Consider the following 19,489-nt stretch of genomic DNA (forward strand, 5'->3'; position numbering starts at 1 on the left):
ATATCTGATATGTTTATTTATATCACTTATTAAGTTGAATATTAATTTTATTAATCTAAAGCAACAAAAATTATGCTTAAAAAGATAGTTATTAAGGGTGCAAAAGAGCACAATTTAAAGAACATCTCACTAGAGATTCCAAAAGATAAATTTGTTGTTATTACTGGTCTGTCTGGTTCTGGAAAATCATCTCTAGCATTCGATACTATATATGCAGAAGGTCAAAGAAGATATGTGGAAAGTTTATCTGCATATGCAAGACAGTTTTTAGATAAAATGAAAAAACCGAATGTTGACTTGATAGAAGGATTAAGTCCAGCAATTTCAATTGAACAAAAAAATACATCAAAAAATCCACGATCAACCGTTGCTACTGTAACTGAGATTTATGATTATATGAGAGTACTTTATGCAAGAGCTGGCGTGCCCTATTCGCCATTTACTGGTAAACCAATTACATCTCAAACTATAAGCCAAATTGTTGATAAAATTAAAGAACTGCCAAAAAAATCTACAATCTTCTTATATGCTCCAGTCGTTAGAGGTCGTAAGGGTGAGTATAAAAAAGATATTTTAAATTATAAAAAAAGAGGTTTTAGAAAAATTAAAATAGAAGACCAGCTTTATGAAATTGACAATGTACCAGAATTAAATAAAAAAGTTAAACATGATATATCTATACTAGTAGATAGAATTGTTATTAATTCATCACTTGGAAATCGATTAGCTGAAAGTGTAGAAACTGCTGTTAATTTAGCAAATGGTTTATTGTTTGTTGAATATGAAAACGAAACATTACCAAAAAAATACCGAAAAGTAGAAAAACTAATTTTTTCTACAAAATTTGCTTGTCCAGAAAGTGGATTTACCATTGAAGAAATTGAGCCTAGACTTTTTTCATTTAATAGTCCCTACGGTGCTTGTGAAGAGTGTGAAGGTATTGGTGTAAAACTTAATGTAGATCCAAAATTAGTGGTTCCTAATGAAAAAAAAAGTATAGCAGATGGAGCAATTGAACCTTGGTCAAAATCTTCATCTATGTATTACGCCCAAACTTTAGCATCTTTAGCAAAACATTATGGATTTTCACTTGATGAAAAATGGTCAAAACTTTCAAAAAAAATAAAAGATGTAATACTTTTTGGATCTGATGATGAGGAGATAAAATTTACTTATGATGATGGTTATGAAAAATATTCTCACAAGAAAACTTTTGAAGGTGTTGTTAATAATTTAGAGAGAAGATATTTAGAGACTGATAGTGATTGGAAAAGAGAGGAAATAGCTCAATATCAATCTGATACAAAATGTGAAAGATGCAACGGTCAAAGGTTAAAAGATGAGGCTTTATGTGTCAAGATTAACGAACTTAACATTAGCGAAGTAACAGAAAAATCAATTTACGATGCAAAAGAATGGTTTAGATCTTTAAATAACAATCTAGATAAAAAACAATTAAAAATTGCACAGCACATATTAAAAGAAATAAATGAAAGGTTAGATTTTTTATTAAACGTTGGTCTTGATTATTTAACACTTTCAAGAGAGTCTGGAACTCTATCGGGTGGAGAAGCTCAAAGAATTAGACTAGCATCTCAAATTGGTTCAGGACTTACAGGAGTTTTATATGTTTTAGATGAACCATCAATTGGATTGCACCAAAAAGACAATGTTAAATTAATTGATGCTTTAAAAAGATTAAGAGATCTTGGTAACACTGTGATTGTTGTTGAACACGATACTGAAACAATGGAAAACGCAGACCATATAATTGATCTTGGGCCAGAAGCTGGGAATAAAGGTGGTCAAGTAGTTGCACAAGGTTGTTATGAAGAAATTTTGAAAAATAATGATAGCATTACTGGAAGATATTTATCAAATAAAAGCTTTATACCAATTCCAAAAAATAGAAGACTTGCAAAAAATGGAAGATTTTTAGAAATCAATGGTGCAAGTGGTAATAACTTAAATAATGTTAATCTTAAAATTCCATTAGGTAGTTTTACTTGTGTTACAGGGGTGTCAGGAAGTGGTAAATCAACTTTAGTTCTTCAAACTCTTTACAACGCTTTAAACCTTACACTAAATAATAATAAATCTAGAAAAATTCCTCAACCTTTTAGAGGTTTTAAAGGTATTGAGTTAATTGATAAAGTTATCGATATTGATCAATCTCCAATTGGACGAACACCAAGGTCAAATCCTGCAACATATACTGGTGCATTTGGGCCAATAAGAGACTGGTTCACAAACTTACCAGAGTCTAAAAGTCGTGGTTACAAACCAGGTCGTTTCTCTTTTAACGTTAAAGGTGGAAGGTGCGAGGCTTGTGAAGGTGATGGAGTAATCACATATGAGATGCATTTTTTACCTGACGTATATATTACTTGTGATGATTGTAAGGGAACAAGATATAATAGAGAAACATTAGAAATTAAATTTAAAGATAAGAGTATTGCTGATGTGTTGAATATGACAGTTGATGAAGGTTGTGAGTATTTTGAGAATATATCAAATATTAAAACAAAACTTCTAACACTTAAGAAAGTTGGACTTGGGTATATCAAAATTGGACAACAAGCAACTACTCTATCAGGTGGTGAAGCACAAAGAATTAAATTAGCAAAAGAATTATCAAAGAGATCAACTGGAAGAACAATGTATATTCTAGATGAACCTACAACTGGTTTGCATCAACATGATATTAAGAAATTATTAGAAATTCTACATACATTTGTTGCTACAGGAAATAGTGTAGTTGTTATTGAGCATAATCTAGATGTAATTAAAACTGCCGATTATATTATTGATATGGGTCCAGAGGGAGGTGTTAAGGGAGGAAATATTATAGCTGAAGGAAAACCTGAAGATGTGGCAAAAGTTGACGGTAGTTACACTGGAAAATTTCTAAAACCTCTTTTAAATACAAAATTTAAAAAAACTGCTTAATATTGTAAAAAAAACATTGTATAATTAATTTTTATGATTTCGATTCTACAATCATTATCAAAAACAGTTCATTTATCTTTAGGAATATCTGTAATTCTTTTTTTAGGTTTGTACTTTGCGAATGGAGGATTTGATATTGATGTTTTATTCTGGAGCTGGGTATTCAGATATATTCATGTGATTGTAGCAACTATGTGGATTGGATTACTGTGGTATTTCAATTTCGTTCAAATACCTAATATGCCAAAAATACCAGATGAACAGAAACCTGCTATTGGAAAAGTAATAGCTCCATCCGCCCTATTCTGGTTTAGATGGGCAGCTTTAGTTACAGTAGTTTCAGGTTTAATTCTTGCATATTTAAATGGATATGTTCATCAAGCAATGACTTTAGGTATTGGTTCTGGTGGTGGTAAAAATACTGCAATAGGTATTGGTATGTGGTTAGGATTGATAATGGCATTTAATGTTTGGTTTGTTATTTGGCCTAATCAAAAAAGAGCCTTAGGCATAGTTGAGTGTGAACCTGAGATAAAAGCAAAGTCCGCAAAAACTGCAATGTTATTTTCTAGAACAAATACTCTTCTTTCATTGCCAATGCTACTTTCAATGGTGGCTGCTCAAAATTTATATTAATCTTTATCTTCTTTTACTATAGTTCGTTGCGATACTTTTAGGACAACTAAAATTGGGTTTGCAATATAAATTGAAGAATAAGTTCCAAATATAACACCCAAGATCATTGCTAATGAAAATCCTTTTAGAATTTCACCTCCAAAAATAAAAATTGATAAAAGTGCTAATAGAGTAGTGGCAGATGTAATAATTGTTCTTGATAGTGTTTGGTTGATTGAAATATTTGTTAATTCAAAAATTTTAATATCAGAAAATTTTCTTAGATTTTCTCTAACCCTATCAAATATTACAACCGTATCATTCATTGAGTATCCAACTATGGTAAGCACTGCTGCTACAATTGATAAATTTATTTCTAATGAAAATAGGGAGAAAACTCCAAGTGTAATGATTACATCATGAAAAAGTGCAACAATTGCTCCTAAACTAAATTGCCACTCAAATCGTATCCAAATATATAAAAGCATAGCTGCTAAAGATAAAGCAATAGCTATAATGCCTGATTGTAAAAGTTCAGCACTTACCTTTGGACCAACATTTTCAACTCTTCTAAAATCTACCGTTCCAATTGAGCCTGAAAGTTTAGTTTTAATATTATCTATAAATTTTGGATCATTTGAATTTTGTTTTTCAAATTTAATAATAAAGTCAGTGTCATTTCCAAAGTTTTTAACAGACACATCTCCAAGATTTAATTGATTAAAACTATCTCTAATATTTTTAATATTTGCAGAATTTAAATCAGTTCTTAATTCAATTAATGTACCTCCTTTAAAATCAACACCATAATTTAACCCTTTAAACGCCAATAGAATTAGCGATGTAACAATAAGAACAATTGAGAGAATATTGAATGATTTGTAAAACTTATTAAACGATATTTCTCTCATTATATTAAACTCTCTTTTTCCTTATTTTTAATCACATAAAATGCAGTAAAAAGTCTCGCTATGAAGTATACAGAGAATAGCGTAGTTAGAATTCCAACACCTAATGTTATTGAAAATCCTTTGATTGGACCAGATCCCATGAAAAATAATATTACAGCTGCTATTAATGTAGTAATATTTGCATCTAAAATTGTAGTTCTTGATTTTGTATAACCAGAATCGAAAGCAATAATTGGATTTCGCTCAGATTTAATTTCTTCTTTTATTCTCTCAAAAATTAAAACATTTGCATCAACTGCCATTCCAACAGTCAAGATTATTCCTGCTATTCCAGGCAATGTTAGAGTAGCTTCGAATATCGTTAATACACCAACAAGTAAAAATAAATTTGAAATTAATGCTAAATTCGCAATTACACCAAAAACTCTATATTTATAAATCATGAATAGTACTACTAATATAAAACCAATTATTAATGACATTATCCCAGCATCAATTGAATCTTGTCCAAGATCGGGTCCTACTGTTCTCTCCTCAATAATGTTAAGAGGTGCGGGTAAAGCTCCAGATCTTAATAATAAAGCTAAATCTGTTGCTGATTGAAATGTAAAATCTCCTGATATTTGACCTGATCCACCAATTATAGGCTCTCTAACTGATGGAGCGCTAATAATTTTACCATCAAGTATAATTGCTAGTCTTTTTCCAACTCCTGTACTAGTAGCTTTTCCAAATTTTTTTGCACCTACTCTATCCAAAGTAAAAGATACAACTGTTTCATTGGTTTGAGAGTTCATAGATGGTTTTGCATCTACTAAGTTGTCACCACTTAAGATAATACGCTTACTAACAATTGCGTTCTCAGAACCATCTTCAAATTCTAATTTTTCAGTTCCAAAAGACTCCTCGGTATTTTGAGTAATAAATTGAAAAGTCAAATTAGCAGTTTTTCCTAATAAAGATTTTATTCTGCCAGGGTCATCTAAACCAGGCAATTCTACTAAAATTCTATCATTCCCTCTTTTTAAAATATTTGGTTCATTGGTTCCAACCTCATCAACTCTTCTTCTTACAATTTCAATTGCTTGATCTAGAGAAGCATTCTTTAATAGAACAAGTCCGTATTTAGAAAGGGTTAATTTAAAAGAGTCTTGATTTTTTACAAAATCAAATTCATGTGACTTATACTGTTGATAGTAAGGATTAATTTCACTTTCATCATCATCTAAAATATTGTTTAATTCATCAGATTTGTCTGGGGTAGTATCAAAAATAATTGAATTATTATCTACGGTATAATTTCTTGTAATAATATTTTTATCCTTAAAAAAATTTTTCAACTCCATAACTTTGTTTTGGAGTTTTTGAGTAATTACAGGCTTATTATCAATTTCGAGTAGTAAGTATGAACCACCTTGTAGATCTAATCCAAGTTTTATATTTTTTGAAAAAAAATTATCATCTATCTTAAAAAAGTTTGAGAGGGAAAAATAAGATAAAATTAAGGTAAATATAATTACACTAAATATTCTTAATTTTGAAAAGTATAACATTTAAATTAATGTTATTTTTTTGGCTCTGCAGTATTTATTAAACCTTGAATTCCAGTAGCTCTAACTACCTCAACATTAATATTTTCGGCGATTTGTACTTCAACTTTGTCATTATCAATTATTCTTTCAACAGTACCAACAATTCCACCTGAAGTTACAACTTTGTCCCCTCTTTTTAAATTTTCAACCATTGCCTTATGTTCTTTAACTTTCTTTTGTTGCGGTCTAATTAAAAAGAAATAAAAAATAACAAATATTAAAATTAACGGTATAAATTGTCCAATTCCACTGTCCATATGATCCTCTAAAGTTTAAGATTATTTATACTATCTAATTTTTAATGACAACTCCTAATTGTTCGAAATCTTGTCAATATTTCCCATATAGGGTTTCAAGACTTCTGGAATTGTAATTGAGCCGTCCTCTAATTGATAGTTTTCAAGAATGGCAATAAGGGTTCTACCTACTGCTAAACCACTACCATTAAGAGTACCTACAAATTCGATATTATTATTATTATTTTTATATCTAGCTTTCATTCGTCTGGCTTGGAAAGATCCACATGAAGAACAGCTTGAAATTTCTCTGTATTTGTTTTCTGAAGGAAGCCAAACTTCTAAATCATATGTTTTTTCTGCTCCAAAACCCATGTCACCAGTACATAAAATAATTTTTCTATAAGGTAATTTTAGATCATCTAATATTTTAGTTGCACATTCCGTCATTCTCTCAAGTTCCTGCATGCATTGATTATTTTCGACAATGCTTACAAGTTCAACTTTATAAAATTGATGTTGTCTAATCATTCCTTTTGTATCTTTTCCATAACTGCCAGCTTCTTTTCTAAAACAAGGTGTTGATGCAACTAACCTCATAGGAAGTTTTTTTTTATCAATAATTTGGTTTTTAACCATATTTGTTAATATTACTTCGGCTGTAGGTATCAAAAATTTTCTATCATTTTTATCATCAAATTTAATTTCAAATTGGTCATTTTCAAATTTTGGTAATTGTCCAGTTCCAAACATAGTTTCATCAGTTGCCATCAAAGGAGGTGATATCTCTGTATATCCATTTTTTTGAATATGTGTATCGATCATAAAATTAGAAATTGCTCTTTCAAGAGCAGCTAACTTATCTTTAACAAATACAAATCTAGAACCAGTAGTTTTTGTAGCTAAATCAAAATCTAGCATATTTAGTTTTTCACCTAATTCATAATGACTTAATGGTTTAAATTTGAAATCTTTGATTTCACCCGATTTAGTAACTTCAATATTATCATTTTCATCTTTACCAACAGGAACCTCATCCAATGGTAAATTAGGTATTGAACTTAGTAAATTATCAAGTTCATTTTTAATAATTTTTTGTTTTTTTGATAAATTTTCAATTTGCTTGGATATTTCTTTAGATTTTTCAAATAAAGATTCATCTTTTGATTTAGAGATATTTTTTTTCTCCCTTTCAAATTTTTCTTTTTCTTGAATTAACTGTCGATTTTTTTTATCAAGATCTAAAATTTGGTCATAATTAACTTCAGAATTTCTATGACTGAGAGATTTTTTAAAATATTCTAAATTTTCTCTTATTTGTTTTAAATTATGCATTTTTTTCTTCTGCTTTTCTCTCGATTATATTTACAGAAAAAATTGATAATTCATATAAAATAAGCAGCGGAACAGCTAAACCAATTTGTGTAATTGGATCAGGTGGAGTTAAAATTGCTGCAGCTGCAAATATCATTACTACAACATATTTTCTTCTCTCTTTTAAAAAAGTTGAATTAATAACTCCAATTCTTGCTAATAAACTTAAAACTACAGGTAATTGAAAACTCAAACCAAAAGCAAATATTAATTTCATTACTAATGATAAATATTCATTAACTTTTGCTTCAAGCTGGATAGGTAAATTTGTACTTGCTCCTAAACTTTCAAATGACAAAAAAAACTTTATCGCAAGTGGCATTATTAAATAATAGACAAGCATACCCCCTAAAAGGAATAAAATTGGAGTAATAATTAAATAAGGCATAATTGCTTTCTTTTCATGAGTATAAAGTCCAGGTGCAATAAACTTCCAAATCTGTATCAAAATAAATGGACTAGTGATAAAAAAAGCTGCAAAAAAAGATACTTTTAAATAAGTTAAAAAAGTTTCCTGAAGAGCTGTAAATATTAATCTTCTTTCAATACCATCATCTCTAACTGCTTCAGCATATGGGTTAACTAAAAACCCATAAATGTACTCTGAAAAAAAATAACAAATTACAAACAATACAGATAAAAATATTAATGAATGTATTAATCTTTTTCTAAGTTCAGCTAAGTGGCTTATGAATCCTGTTTCTTTATCCATTTATATCTTTTATGTTTTCTTTTTTTTCAGATGATTTTTTTATAATATTTTCATCTTCTATTGAGTTGTCTGTAATTTCTGATACTTGATTTTGTACATCACTTAAATATCTTTTAATTAATCCAATCCAAGATCCCATTTTTTTTAACATTAAAGGAAAGTCTTTAGGTCCTACAACAATAATTGCTATAGAAACTATTATTAAAATTTCTAACCAGCCAATTTGTGGCATTTATTACTCTTTGTTATTGGAGTCTTGATTATTTGAGTCTTCGTTTTCTGTGATATTTTTTGGTTGTGTATCTTCTGTAGGGTCAGTTGCCATACCTTTTTTAAAACTTTTAATCCCTTTAGCGACATCGCCCATCAAACTAGAGATTTTACCTCTCCCAAACAGTAAAACTACTAGTATAACTACAATTGCTATCTGCCAAAATCCTATACTCATACTTTATTTATACCCTTAATAGTTGTTTTTTTAAAGAAACTTTTTCACTCCTCACTTTCAGGTTTGAGAGTGCTATTTAACATTTCATCGATATCAGAATATATGTTTTCCTTTTTGTCTTCTTGCTTTTCCTTATAAAACTTTCCGGTACCAAAGATCGATGCATCAACAGAAGATGTATCAATAAGTCCAGCAGTCCCTAGTTCATCCACTGTTGGAAGATCAGATAATTTTTGAAGATTAAAATGGCTTAAAAAGTCATCTGTAGTTCCATACTGGATAGGTTTCCCTGGAATATCTTTTCTACCTTGTGGCTTAACCCAATTTAATTCCATTAGGATTTCTAAAGTATTAGTGCCAAAGGCAACACCCCGTATCTCCTCTATCTCCGCTCGTGTAACCGGCTGGTGATAGACGATGATTGCCAATGTTTCTATAGCAGCTTTTGATAGCTTTTTCTCAACAGTTTTTTGTTGAGACATTAATGATGATAAATTTTGTGCCGTTCTAAAAGACCACTTATTTGAAATACAAACTAAATTAATGCCTCTGTTTGTATAGAATGTTTGTAGCTTTTGTAATATTTTTAAAACATCAGTATTTTTTGAAATTTTAGTTTCTATTGTTTCTATACTTAGTGGTTCTGCAGCTGCAAAAACAATAGCTTCAACTTCTCTTTCTATTTCAGTCATTTTTGAAGGAAAATTTAAAACGTTATCTTTTTTTAACTTATTCATATTTTCTCTTTAATATAGATATTATCAAATAATTCTTTTTGCTTTATAGAAATATTACCCTCTTTAGCTAGCTCTAAAGAGCCAGCAAAAATTCCTGCTTTTCCAGTTCGTTTTAAATTTTTTGTTGATTTAAAATTATTTGGAATTAATTCAGATATATCTTTCCAATCAGTTAATTTGCCAAAAAATTCTTTTATTCTTTTAATGCCTTCTTCTGTTGTAAGAACTGGTAATCTTGGAATATTCATTCTTTGAAAATCTTTGGTCATAACTATATTTGCATAAGTTTTTAAAACCTCAAATAATGTTAAAGTATATTTAGAGTCGTAAATGGGTTTAATACCACTTTTTGAACCTCGCATAAAAACATCTCTTCCAAGTCTTTTTCTGCTTAACATCTGTGAAGACAGAAGTCTTATTAACTCCAGTTTTTTTAATTGTAATTTTAATTTTTCAGCAACCTCTAAAGCTTTAAATTCTTCCTCTTCACTTTCAGGTAACAGTAACTTTGATTTTAAATATGTGAGCCAAGTTGCCATCAATAAATATTCAGAGGCAATTTCAAGATTAAGATTCTTTGAGTTGGTAATGAAATCATGAAATTGATCAGCAAGTTTAGTAATAGATATTTGTTCTAAATCAACTTTTTGAGATTTAGCTAGATCTAACAATACTTCTAGAGAACCATTGTAAGCATTTAACTCAACATTAAATTCTAAAGAATCATTCATTAAATAAATTTAGCTTATAATATTAGTTATTTGTGATGTTTTTTTAATTACAAAGTTATTAATTTTAGGTGAATTTTTGGCTACCTTAAGCATTTCACTCATTTTTCCATTACAATGTAAAACTAAATTACAACCTGCACTGAATGATTTTATAACATTATCTTCAATATTGTTGTTTAATGCTTTCATCGAAATGTCGTCTGTTATAATCAACTCGTTAAATTTTATTTTGTTTCTGATAATCCTAATTATCTTTTTGGAGTGTGTTACTGGATATTGGCTATCCAATTTTTTAAACATTAAATGACCGGTCATGGTTATTTTAGATTTCTTTTTAGAAAACACACTAAAATCATTTTTAAGCAAATAAGCTTGATTTTTATCAATAATTGGCAGTTTCAAATGACTATCAACCTTGGCTAGACCGTGTCCAGGTATATGCTTTGTTATTGTTGCAATTTTGTTTTTATGAAATTTATCAATACAAATATCACCAATTTTTGAAACAATTTTTTTATTTGAAGAAAAAGATCTATCACCCACAATTTGGTGTAAATTTTTTCTTAATATATCTAAAACTGGAACTGTATTAACATTAATACCAAGAAGTCTTAATAAATATGAAATTTGTTTAACGTAGACATCAAAATACAAATTAAATTTTTTTTTATCTTTTTTATAAAGATCTCCAAAATATTTATTTGTAAATACAGAGTTATCTATAAATTTTCTTAATCGTGAAACTCTACCACCCTCTTCATCAATTAAAATTGGGAGTGTAGGATTTTGTAAAATATTTTTTAATGACTTTGTTAATAATTGGGTTTGTTTTATAGTTTTTATATTTCTTGAAAAAAGAATTATACCCCAGGGTTTATATTTACGTAAAAATTTTATTTCAGTTTTAGATAGCTTGTAACCTTTAATGCCACATATAAATGATCTAGTATTCTTATTAATCATTATAGAGAAGTTCCCAAAATGAATATTTTTCTGTTTTTTTATTGTTTTTATATTCTACAAAATCGATAATGTTCTCGGTATCGCTTTTTAATATAATTAAATCTTTTGTAGAAATTTCTAATTTTTTATCAATTTGATTGAAAGATCTATATGACTTTTTTTTATTTTCATCTGAAAAGTAATATCTCACAGTAAAAAAAATAAAGAAAAAAATAACAATTAGAAATAAAAGATACTTAAATTCCTTAAACATTACATTTTTTGTGGAGTATCAACCCCTAGAATATTCATTCCAGTTTTAATTACATTTGCGATAGATTTTAAAAACACCAATTTTTCAATTTTTATAGTACCATCTTCTTCTATAAATCTTTTATCTTTATCATCTCTTCCCATATTCCAATACGAGTGAAATTCAGATGATAATTCATAAAGATAGACTGGTAGTCTATGAGGTTCTAATTTATTGCTTGCAATTTCTATACATTTCGGCCACTCAGATATTTTTCTAAAAATCTTAATTTCATCTTTAGAATATTTTAGTTCATTTTTAATTAAAATTTCATCTTCTAAATTTTTACTTATATTTCTAAATACTGATGAAATCCGAGCATAACAATATTGAACATAATAAAGTGGATTGTCTTTTGATTTTTCTTTTACTTTGGTAAAATCGAAATCTAGTTCTGCATCACTACTTCTATTAAGCATAATAAATCTAGTAGCATCTTTTCCAACTTCGCTGATCAAATCATCAACAGTTATATAATCACCTTTACGTTTTGACATTTTAAAAGGTTTGCCATCTTTTATTAATTTTACTAATTGGCTGACTTTGCAAGTTAATTTATTTTTATCTCCTGATAATGCCTCCACAACTGAGGTAATTCTTTTTATATAACCTGCATGATCAGCTCCTAGAATATTGACTAAAATATCATAATTTCTGTTTAGCTTGTTATTGTGGTATGCAACATCACCTGCAAAGTACGTCCATGTGTTGTCAGATTTTTGTAAAGCACGGTCTTTGTCATCACCAAATTCTGTTGATTTAAATAATAATTGATCCCTTTCTACCCAATTTTTCGTATCTTCCCCCTCTGGCGCTTTAATTTTTCCAGTATAAACAAATTTTTTTGATTTAAGCTTTTCAATAACTTTTTCCACTTCTTTTTCTTGAACTAAATTTCTTTCACTAGCAAAGTTATCATGGTTAATTCCGAGTTTTTTAAGATTTTGCTTAATTAACTTTAAAGACTCATCGACAGATAAGATTGTTAATTCGCTTTTTATATTTTCATAATTTTCAAAATCGATATCTTTTTTTTGGTTTAAAATATTTGTTGCTATATCTATTAGATATTCCCCTGGATAAAGATCAGGATTATCAGATGGGAAATTTTCTTTAAATAAAATTTCACGAATTCTAAAATAAACAGACTTTGTAAAATATAATATTTGGTTTCCATGATCATTTACGTAATATTCCTTTGTAACAGTGTTATTATTAAATATTAATAAATTTGAGATAACATCGCCTAGTATTGCTCCTCGGCAGTGACCTACATGTAAAGGCCCAGTTGGGTTGGCAGACACAAATTCAATTAAATATTTTTTATTTTCTCCGCTAGTAGATCCATAATTTTTTTGATTAATTATATTATTTAAAAACTCACCCCAAAAAATGTGATTAAATTTTATATTTATAAATCCTGGTTTAATTATTTCTATAGACTCAATATTATCGTCATTTTCTTTAAGTAGCTTACTAATTGTTTTGGCAATTTCCATGGGAGGAGCATTGTTGGGTTTTGATAACACCATGGCTACATTTGTTGATAAATCTCCATCAAATTTATTTGGTGGTATATCAACATTTATACTAGATAATTTTTCTGGAAGTTTTAATTGATTATCGTTAGATGCTTTTTGAATTAATTTTAATATTTTTATTAGATAATCTGAAAAAATGTTCATTTTAATGATTTATGAAGTTGAATAGCATAGCGATCAGTCATTCCTGATATATAGTCAGAAATAGATCTAAATTGATCTTTATTTTGATAATTATTTATATATTTTTTTGGTTTTTTAGAAATCTCAAAAAATAATTTCGTAATTATTTTTTTTCCATTATTATTTTTGTTTAATACACTTCTATTGTTATACATTTTTAACCTTAAAAATAATTTAATTTCTTGCTCAATTGATTTAAATTTATTTGAAAATGATACTATTTGTTTTTTATTATTAATAATATCACTATACTTTTTAATTTTATTATCTTTTATATTTAATAAAGTATTATTGATTACATCTTCAACCATAAGATTAATAGAATCTCTAATAATTTGATAAATTATTATGTTTTTCTCCTTTTTTTTTATATTTGATTTATAGGATTTGTAAATTTCATTAAAAAATTGGATTTCAATTAAATCTTCTAATTTAAATAGGTTGGCTTTAATTCCATCTTGTATATCATGATTATTATAAGCTATATCATCTGATATTGCTGATATCTGTGCCTCTAATGATGTATTTTTGTTAAAATTAAGTCTGCCTTTAAAATTTTTTTTACCAATAATTTTATTAAGTTTGGAAATTTCATGATAGGGGCCGTTATGTTTAATTAATCCATCAAGTGTCTCAATAGATAGATTTAATCCTTTAAACTTTAAGTACTTATGCTCTAAAAACATAACAATTCTCAAAGTTTGTAAATTATGATCAAATCCACCGTATTTTGACATACATTCGTTTAATGCGATTTCGCCAGCATGTCCAAATGGCGTATGTCCCAAATCATGAGCAAGACTTAATGTTTCTGCTAAATCGTCATTTACATTTAGGTACTTAGCAATAGATCGTGCAATTTGTGCAACTTCTATAGAATGTGTAATTCTTGTTCTGTAATGATCCCCTTCTGTATTAACAAATACTTGGGTCTTGTGCTTTAACCTTCTAAATGAAGCTGAATGAATAATTCTATCTCTATCTCTTTGAAATGGTGATCTGTATTTATTCTTAGGCTCAAAAATCAGTCTACCTTTAGATTTAAACAGTCCTAAATTTGAATAATTTTTCATTCTTTAAATTTGGTAAAATGACATTATATTAGTATTATCAGTGTTAAATCATGATTAAAGAAATTAAATTTACAGAAAATGCTTTAAAACAAATAAAGCACCTTCTATCCTCAAAAGATAACGGTTCTTTTTTTAGAATCGCAATTAAAGGTGGTGGTTGCTCAGGTTTTCAGTACGATTTTTCTTTTGATAAATCACAAAATGAAGATGATTTAAGACATGAAAATATACTCATAGATAAAACTTCAGCTGACCTACTAAAAGGTTCTGAGGTAGATTTTGTTAAAGAATTAATCGGAGATTCATTTAAAATTAACAACCCGCAAAGCAAATCCTCGTGTGGTTGTGGCGTCTCATTCTCACTTTAATGATAATTAGCTCATGGAATGTAAATTCTGTAAGAGCACGTATTATTAATATTCAAGAATACCTGAAGAAATTCTCACCTGATATATTAATGATGCAAGAAATAAAGACTCAAGAGGAAACATATCCTTTTGATGATATAACAAAGCTAAAATATGAAAGTCATGTATTCGGTCAAAAAAGTTATAATGGAGTTGCAATTATTTCAAAAAAAAAGATTGAAAAAATAGAGAAGGATATTTTTAAAGATAAAAATAAGCAATCAAGAATAATTACCGCAAATATAAAACATAAATCTAAAACTATAAAGCTAATAAATATTTACACTCCAAATGGTAATCCAGTTGATACAGATAAATATTCTTATAAGATTTATTGGTTAGATAGTTTAATCAAAAAACTTAAATCTTATTTAAATAAAAACGAAAATATAATTATTGGTGGAGATTTTAATATAATACCAGCAGCAGAAGATGTTCATAATCCAAAAAGTTATGAAAACGACGCCTTGTTCAGATTAGAAATTAGAAAAAGATTAAGAGAAATGATTAATTTAGGCTTCCATGATGCATATAGATACAAATATCCTGATAAAGAAGGTTATACATTTTGGGATTATACAAGTGGTGCTTGGCAAAAAAATAATGGAATGAGAATTGATCATTTCTTAGTTTCTAATTCAATTATCAATTTAGTTAAAAACGTAAAAATTAATAAATATCCTCGTGGAAGAGAAAAGCCTTCCGATCACACTCCTATAGAAATTGAATTAGCTTAAAGATCTAATTTTATTAACAAGTTCCTCGTTTATATTTCTTGGTCCTTTATCCAATCTATTTTTGTGTCTTCTCTCACCAGGTAATCTGACCTCACCCATTGATTTCATTTTTTCAAAAAATTCATTTGCATGTTTATCCCAATCCTTATCTGAGAGTTTATCTGGAGATATTGCTAATATGAATTCTCCACCACTTGGAGGTCCGCCATCATTATTATCTTTAGCTGCTGTTTCGTAACTAAAATTATCTCCAACCAAAGCTCCTGCTAATAACTCAACCATCATTGCAATTCCTGAACCCTTATAACCTCCAAAAGGTAATAAAACTCCGCCATCAGCAATTTTTGCTGGATCAGTTGTATCTTTGCCATCTTTTGTAAGTCCAGTACCTAATGGTACTTTGTGTCCCTCTCGCTTTGCAACTTGCACTTCTCCCATAGCCATTGAAGCTGTGGCCATATCATAAACAACTGGTGTATTATTTTTTCTTGGCCAAGCGAAAGAAATTGGGTTTGTGCCAAATAATGGTTTAATGGCCCCTGCAGGAGCAACTGCGGGTTTATACGATGTGCATGCAAATGCCACCAAACCTTCTTCAGCTATTTTTTCAGTTTCAGGCCACATAGCGGCCATGTGGTGTGAATTAATTATAGCAAGAACCGCTACACCATTTTCTTTAGCAGCTTTTACTAACTCTGGTATCGATTTATTTAACACAACTGGTGCTAAACAATTTTTACCATCAGCTTTAATTACTGAAGGTGTTAATTTTTTTATATCTGGTTTTTGTTTGCCATTAATTTTTCCACTTTTTAAACCTGAAACATATGCAGGTAAACGAAATAAGCCATGTGAGAGTGAACCATCCCTTTCAGCATTGGTAATTAGTTCTGATAAAATATCAGCTGTTTCTTGATCACATCCATTAGCTAGTAATGTTTTATTGGCTAATTTATAGATTTCATCAAGTGATAGAGATACAGTTGCCATAAATAATATTAGATCTCATTTAAATTAAAAGATCAATTATAATCAAGTATTATATTTAAAATTAAATTTTTTTAATGATTATGGTTTTCTGAGTTATTTAAATTATTAATATCAGTTTCTTGAATATCATTTATTGGTTTAGCTATACGCCAATTTCTTACTTTTCCATTTTCATTTCTCTCAGTAATTATTGTCTCAATAGGTGGACAATTAGGTTCATGACAGGCTAGCTCAGCTATACTTAAAATTGAATTTTCTGGAATATTATATTTTTCTGAAATTATTATTTTTAAATTTCTAATATTTTCTACATTTGGTTTTTTTTTATTAAACATAAATAAATTATTAGTTATCCCAAACTGAAGTCCATAAAATGTTGCCGCCCATATCACCAATTAATAAATTTGAACAATCATTAGTAATTGAAATTGCTGATACTTCATGTTCTGTAAAACTTCTTATAATAATTGTGTTATCCTCTTTATCAATTTCAGATAAAAAAACTGATCCATCGCTTAAGCCTGAAAAAACTGCATTTTCATTTGGGAACGTTTCAACAAATGAAACTTTCTTATTTCCTACATAAGGAATACAGACAGGTTTACGACCCATTGGTCCGTCTCCATCAAATGGCCAACAAATAGCATCTATTGCACCTGAAGTAGCTAAGTATTTTGAGTTATCTGTAAAGGAAAAACTTTTTATTTTTGAACCGTATCCTGACATAGCAAAATCAATTTTATCTTTTAAACGCCAGCAATGAAGTTGATTTTCTTGCATTGAAGATATCAAATATTTTCCGTCTTTGCTAAAAATTACTTTATTATGTGAGCCTTTCCAAAGTAAATTAGATGATGTCCATTTATTGGTATAATCTTTCTTCCATAAAGTTATTCCTCCATATCTTGAAACGGCTAATCTTCTTCCTTTAGTATCAAACGATAAGCCCCCAACAGTGCTGTTGTGACTAAATATTTTTGGTTGTTTACTAGTCTTTGCCCAATAATAAACATCCTTACCAGATGAACATGCTATATTCCCATTAATTGCTTCCACATGGTCTACCCACCGTGTACCAAAATTATAAATTTCATTTATTTGACCATCAATTGAAATTTTTAAAAATCGACCATCATCACCACCTGTTAAAATATTATTTCCATCCTCGGCCATACATAGAACGACACCGTTATGTGCTTTTATAGTTTTTGAATTTTTACCTGATCGAAAAATTCTTACAGTTCCATCTCCAAAACCTACCGCAATTGAATTTCCCAGGCAAACTGAATTAGTAATTGGAATTCCAAACTCAAATTCTTTTCCTCTTTGCTCAAACTTGGTTTTATCTAATTGTGGAAATTGGCTTGTGTCAGCTTTCATGCTGATTTACAGTTTTCGAATCCCTCTTTTAAGTTCATATTTTCAAGATTTCGACCAATAAATACAAGACGTGAACTACGATCTTTTCCCTCAGGCCATTTACCCATTGGTGAAGCATCCATCAGCATATGTACACCTTGAAATACATATCGATCACTTTCTCCCTTAAAGTCAAGAATGCCTTTTGTTCTTAATATATCCTGACCCTTAGTTTGTAATAGTTTGCTAAACCAATCTTGAAATTTTTCCATATCCAAAGGTGTATCGGTGACAAACGACAAGCTAGTTACATCATCGTCATGTTCATGGTCATGATCTGATGTTAGAAAATCAGGCTCAACATCTAAAACACGTTTTAGACTAAATGCATCAAGATCAAGTATTTCATTAAGAGGCACTCCACATTTCTTGGTATTGATGATTTTTGCAAAAGGATTTATTTTTTTAATTCTATCCTTAACTATATTTAAACCACTTTCTTCAACAAGATCGATTTTGTTTAATAATACAACATCTGCAAATGCAATTTGTTCTTCTGCTTCATGATGATCTGTTAATTGAGTACTTAAATGAACAGCATCAGCAACAGTAACAATTGCATCTAACTTCGTACGATCAGCAACATCTTGGTCCACAAAAAATGTTTGTGCTACAGGAGCTGGATCAGCTAATCCAGTAGTTTCTACAATAATGGCATCAAGTCTATCAGCTCGTTTCATGAGTCCACTTAAAATACGTATTAAGTCGCCTCTAACAGTGCAACATATGCAACCATTGTTCATCTCAAAAACTTCTTCATCAGCGTCAACTACAAGATCGTTATCTATGCCTTGTTCGCCAAATTCATTAACTATTACAGCATATTTTTTTCCGTGCTGTTCAGTTAATATTCTATTTAAGAGAGTGGTTTTACCTGCACCAAGAAAACCAGTTAAAACGGTAACTGGCACTTGTTTGTTACTCACTTCCATTAATTAATTTAACATCCTTTAAAAGAACTAGACATATTTTTGATTAAATCAAAATATAAGTCTTTTCCAGGATCCAAAGTAGCTCCTAATGGATCTACAACACCAGTTTTAATATTCATATCCCTAGCAACTGCTTTAATGATATCGGGGTTAAATTGGGGCTCTGAAAATACACAAGCAACTTTATCATGTTCAATTATTTCTCTAATTTCTGCTAATTGTTCTGCTCCTGGCATTACATCTGTATTGACTGTAAAAGCGCCCAATATATTAACATCAAATCTTTTTTCGAAATATTGATAAGCATCATGGAAAACAATTGATGCTATACTCTGATTTAATTCAGAGGAAACATTACTTACAAGTTTATCAATATCTTTTAATGCTTTCTTTAAGTTGCTTTTATATTTAGAGGCATTTTTAGCATCGTTTTCAATTAAATGTTCTGCCATTTCATTTAATATAACTTTAGCATTCATTGGATCTAACCATATATGTGGATCAAATTCACCGTGGTGATGCCCTTCGTGTCCATCATGATCGTCGTGATTGTCATGATCATCTTTTTTTGCATGTTCGTCATGGTCGTGATCGTCATGATCATCTTTTTTTGCATGTTCGTCATGGTCGTGATCGTCATGATCATC

General features: G+C 29.1%; 22 protein-coding genes. 4 read left to right on the forward strand and 18 right to left on the reverse strand.

What is annotated here, in order from left to right; genetic code table 11:
• The first annotated feature begins 72 nt into the window (after positions 1 to 72).
• Both uvrA and B8063_RS07045 read left to right on the forward strand, forming a co-directional pair.
• Positions 73 to 2,949, forward strand: a complete 2,877-nt coding sequence (gene uvrA / locus B8063_RS07040) for an excinuclease ABC subunit UvrA (RefSeq protein ID WP_085070771.1) — start codon at positions 73 to 75, stop codon at positions 2,947 to 2,949.
• Positions 2,950 to 2,982: 33 nt separating this feature from the next.
• Complete coding sequence (locus B8063_RS07045; RefSeq protein ID WP_085070773.1) at positions 2,983 to 3,585, forward strand: urate hydroxylase PuuD; 603 nt, start codon at positions 2,983 to 2,985, stop codon at positions 3,583 to 3,585.
• Here B8063_RS07045 and secF read toward each other — a convergent pair.
• From secF to B8063_RS07110, 13 genes are read right to left on the reverse strand one after another with little or no spacing between them, the layout of a single operon-like run.
• On the reverse strand, positions 3,582 to 4,475 hold the full coding sequence (gene secF / locus B8063_RS07050; protein WP_085070775.1) for a protein translocase subunit SecF: 894 nt from the start codon (positions 4,473 to 4,475) through the stop codon (positions 3,582 to 3,584). The genes B8063_RS07045 and secF overlap by 4 nt on opposite strands.
• Complete coding sequence (secD, locus tag B8063_RS07055) at positions 4,475 to 6,028, reverse strand: protein translocase subunit SecD (protein ID WP_085070777.1); 1,554 nt, start codon at positions 6,026 to 6,028, stop codon at positions 4,475 to 4,477. The genes secF and secD overlap by 1 nt, the downstream gene beginning before the upstream one ends.
• Before the next feature lie 11 nt (positions 6,029 to 6,039).
• Positions 6,040 to 6,324 (reverse strand): preprotein translocase subunit YajC, encoded by a 285-nt coding sequence (gene yajC, locus B8063_RS07060; RefSeq protein ID WP_075521445.1) that lies wholly within the window; start codon positions 6,322 to 6,324, stop codon positions 6,040 to 6,042.
• A gap of 54 nt (positions 6,325 to 6,378) precedes the next feature.
• On the reverse strand, positions 6,379 to 7,638 hold the full coding sequence (gene serS, locus B8063_RS07065; RefSeq protein WP_085070779.1) for a serine--tRNA ligase: 1,260 nt from the start codon (positions 7,636 to 7,638) through the stop codon (positions 6,379 to 6,381).
• On the reverse strand, positions 7,631 to 8,389 hold the full coding sequence (tatC, locus tag B8063_RS07070; RefSeq protein ID WP_085070782.1) for a twin-arginine translocase subunit TatC: 759 nt from the start codon (positions 8,387 to 8,389) through the stop codon (positions 7,631 to 7,633). Before tatC ends, serS begins: the two co-directional genes overlap by 8 nt.
• Positions 8,382 to 8,621 (reverse strand): Sec-independent protein translocase protein TatB, encoded by a 240-nt coding sequence (gene tatB, locus B8063_RS07075; RefSeq protein ID WP_085070784.1) that lies wholly within the window; start codon positions 8,619 to 8,621, stop codon positions 8,382 to 8,384. The genes tatC and tatB overlap by 8 nt, the downstream gene beginning before the upstream one ends.
• A 3-nt stretch (positions 8,622 to 8,624) precedes the next feature.
• Positions 8,625 to 8,837 carry a twin-arginine translocase TatA/TatE family subunit gene (gene tatA / locus B8063_RS07080; RefSeq protein ID WP_075521441.1) on the reverse strand — a complete coding sequence of 71 codons (213 nt, stop codon included), beginning with the start codon at positions 8,835 to 8,837 and terminating at the stop codon, positions 8,625 to 8,627.
• Between the two features lie 44 nt (positions 8,838 to 8,881).
• Positions 8,882 to 9,574: an SMC-Scp complex subunit ScpB gene (gene scpB, locus B8063_RS07085; RefSeq protein WP_075521440.1), complete on the reverse strand. Its 693-nt coding sequence runs from the start codon at positions 9,572 to 9,574 to the stop codon at positions 8,882 to 8,884.
• Positions 9,571 to 10,305 (reverse strand): segregation and condensation protein A, encoded by a 735-nt coding sequence (locus B8063_RS07090; RefSeq protein WP_085070786.1) that lies wholly within the window; start codon positions 10,303 to 10,305, stop codon positions 9,571 to 9,573. The genes scpB and B8063_RS07090 overlap by 4 nt, the downstream gene beginning before the upstream one ends.
• A gap of 9 nt (positions 10,306 to 10,314) precedes the next feature.
• Positions 10,315 to 11,268: a glycoside hydrolase family 3 N-terminal domain-containing protein gene (locus tag B8063_RS07095; protein ID WP_085070788.1), complete on the reverse strand. Its 954-nt coding sequence runs from the start codon at positions 11,266 to 11,268 to the stop codon at positions 10,315 to 10,317.
• Entirely contained in the window at positions 11,261 to 11,521 is a 261-nt protein-coding gene (locus B8063_RS07100) for a hypothetical protein (protein WP_075521437.1), read from the reverse strand. Before B8063_RS07100 ends, B8063_RS07095 begins: the two co-directional genes overlap by 8 nt.
• Positions 11,521 to 13,245 (reverse strand): arginine--tRNA ligase, encoded by a 1,725-nt coding sequence (gene argS / locus B8063_RS07105; RefSeq protein ID WP_085070790.1) that lies wholly within the window; start codon positions 13,243 to 13,245, stop codon positions 11,521 to 11,523. Before argS ends, B8063_RS07100 begins: the two co-directional genes overlap by 1 nt.
• Positions 13,242 to 14,357, reverse strand: coding sequence for a deoxyguanosinetriphosphate triphosphohydrolase (locus B8063_RS07110; protein WP_085070792.1), 1,116 nt, complete (start codon positions 14,355 to 14,357; stop codon positions 13,242 to 13,244). Before B8063_RS07110 ends, argS begins: the two co-directional genes overlap by 4 nt.
• A gap of 50 nt (positions 14,358 to 14,407) precedes the next feature.
• On the opposite strand from B8063_RS07110, the gene B8063_RS07115 reads away from it, so the two are divergent.
• Positions 14,408 to 14,725 carry a HesB/IscA family protein gene (locus B8063_RS07115; protein ID WP_075521434.1) on the forward strand — a complete coding sequence of 106 codons (318 nt, stop codon included), beginning with the start codon at positions 14,408 to 14,410 and terminating at the stop codon, positions 14,723 to 14,725.
• Positions 14,725 to 15,501: an exodeoxyribonuclease III gene (xth, locus tag B8063_RS07120; RefSeq protein WP_085070794.1), complete on the forward strand. Its 777-nt coding sequence runs from the start codon at positions 14,725 to 14,727 to the stop codon at positions 15,499 to 15,501. Before B8063_RS07115 ends, xth begins: the two co-directional genes overlap by 1 nt.
• Here xth and B8063_RS07125 read toward each other — a convergent pair.
• From B8063_RS07125 to B8063_RS07145, 5 genes are all read right to left on the reverse strand, one after another.
• Complete coding sequence (locus B8063_RS07125) at positions 15,493 to 16,491, reverse strand: Ldh family oxidoreductase (protein WP_085070796.1); 999 nt, start codon at positions 16,489 to 16,491, stop codon at positions 15,493 to 15,495. The genes xth and B8063_RS07125 overlap by 9 nt on opposite strands.
• Positions 16,492 to 16,562: 71 nt before the next feature.
• Positions 16,563 to 16,826 (reverse strand): hypothetical protein, encoded by a 264-nt coding sequence (locus B8063_RS07130; protein WP_085070799.1) that lies wholly within the window; start codon positions 16,824 to 16,826, stop codon positions 16,563 to 16,565.
• A gap of 10 nt (positions 16,827 to 16,836) precedes the next feature.
• Positions 16,837 to 17,871 (reverse strand): WD40 repeat domain-containing protein, encoded by a 1,035-nt coding sequence (locus B8063_RS07135; protein ID WP_085070801.1) that lies wholly within the window; start codon positions 17,869 to 17,871, stop codon positions 16,837 to 16,839.
• Positions 17,868 to 18,842: a CobW family GTP-binding protein gene (locus B8063_RS07140; RefSeq protein WP_075521429.1), complete on the reverse strand. Its 975-nt coding sequence runs from the start codon at positions 18,840 to 18,842 to the stop codon at positions 17,868 to 17,870. The genes B8063_RS07135 and B8063_RS07140 overlap by 4 nt, the downstream gene beginning before the upstream one ends.
• An 8-nt stretch (positions 18,843 to 18,850) precedes the next feature.
• The coding region (locus B8063_RS07145; protein WP_157101732.1) for a zinc ABC transporter substrate-binding protein at positions 18,851 to 19,489 on the reverse strand (639 nt) is incomplete at its 5' end.

Origin of the sequence: Candidatus Pelagibacter sp. RS40 (assembly GCF_002101295.1) — a bacterium.
Classification (GTDB): Bacteria; Pseudomonadota; Alphaproteobacteria; order Pelagibacterales; family Pelagibacteraceae; genus Pelagibacter.

Coding starts and splice junctions, on each gene's coding strand:
- uvrA (WP_085070771.1), top strand. CDS start 73: ATGCTTAAAAAGATAGTTATTAAGGGTGCAAAAGAGCACAATTTAAAG.
- B8063_RS07045 (WP_085070773.1), top strand. CDS start 2,983: ATGATTTCGATTCTACAATCATTATCAAAAACAGTTCATTTATCTTTA.
- secF (WP_085070775.1), bottom strand. CDS start 4,475: ATGAGAGAAATATCGTTTAATAAGTTTTACAAATCATTCAATATTCTC.
- secD (WP_085070777.1), bottom strand. CDS start 6,028: ATGTTATACTTTTCAAAATTAAGAATATTTAGTGTAATTATATTTACC.
- yajC (WP_075521445.1), bottom strand. CDS start 6,324: ATGGACAGTGGAATTGGACAATTTATACCGTTAATTTTAATATTTGTT.
- serS (WP_085070779.1), bottom strand. CDS start 7,638: ATGCATAATTTAAAACAAATAAGAGAAAATTTAGAATATTTTAAAAAA.
- tatC (WP_085070782.1), bottom strand. CDS start 8,389: ATGGATAAAGAAACAGGATTCATAAGCCACTTAGCTGAACTTAGAAAA.
- tatB (WP_085070784.1), bottom strand. CDS start 8,621: ATGCCACAAATTGGCTGGTTAGAAATTTTAATAATAGTTTCTATAGCA.
- tatA (WP_075521441.1), bottom strand. CDS start 8,837: ATGAGTATAGGATTTTGGCAGATAGCAATTGTAGTTATACTAGTAGTT.
- scpB (WP_075521440.1), bottom strand. CDS start 9,574: ATGAATAAGTTAAAAAAAGATAACGTTTTAAATTTTCCTTCAAAAATG.
- B8063_RS07090 (WP_085070786.1), bottom strand. CDS start 10,305: ATGAATGATTCTTTAGAATTTAATGTTGAGTTAAATGCTTACAATGGT.
- B8063_RS07095 (WP_085070788.1), bottom strand. CDS start 11,268: ATGATTAATAAGAATACTAGATCATTTATATGTGGCATTAAAGGTTAC.
- B8063_RS07100 (WP_075521437.1), bottom strand. CDS start 11,521: ATGTTTAAGGAATTTAAGTATCTTTTATTTCTAATTGTTATTTTTTTC.
- argS (WP_085070790.1), bottom strand. CDS start 13,245: ATGAACATTTTTTCAGATTATCTAATAAAAATATTAAAATTAATTCAA.
- B8063_RS07110 (WP_085070792.1), bottom strand. CDS start 14,357: ATGAAAAATTATTCAAATTTAGGACTGTTTAAATCTAAAGGTAGACTG.
- B8063_RS07115 (WP_075521434.1), top strand. CDS start 14,408: ATGATTAAAGAAATTAAATTTACAGAAAATGCTTTAAAACAAATAAAG.
- xth (WP_085070794.1), top strand. CDS start 14,725: ATGATAATTAGCTCATGGAATGTAAATTCTGTAAGAGCACGTATTATT.
- B8063_RS07125 (WP_085070796.1), bottom strand. CDS start 16,491: ATGGCAACTGTATCTCTATCACTTGATGAAATCTATAAATTAGCCAAT.
- B8063_RS07130 (WP_085070799.1), bottom strand. CDS start 16,826: ATGTTTAATAAAAAAAAACCAAATGTAGAAAATATTAGAAATTTAAAA.
- B8063_RS07135 (WP_085070801.1), bottom strand. CDS start 17,871: ATGAAAGCTGACACAAGCCAATTTCCACAATTAGATAAAACCAAGTTT.
- B8063_RS07140 (WP_075521429.1), bottom strand. CDS start 18,842: ATGGAAGTGAGTAACAAACAAGTGCCAGTTACCGTTTTAACTGGTTTT.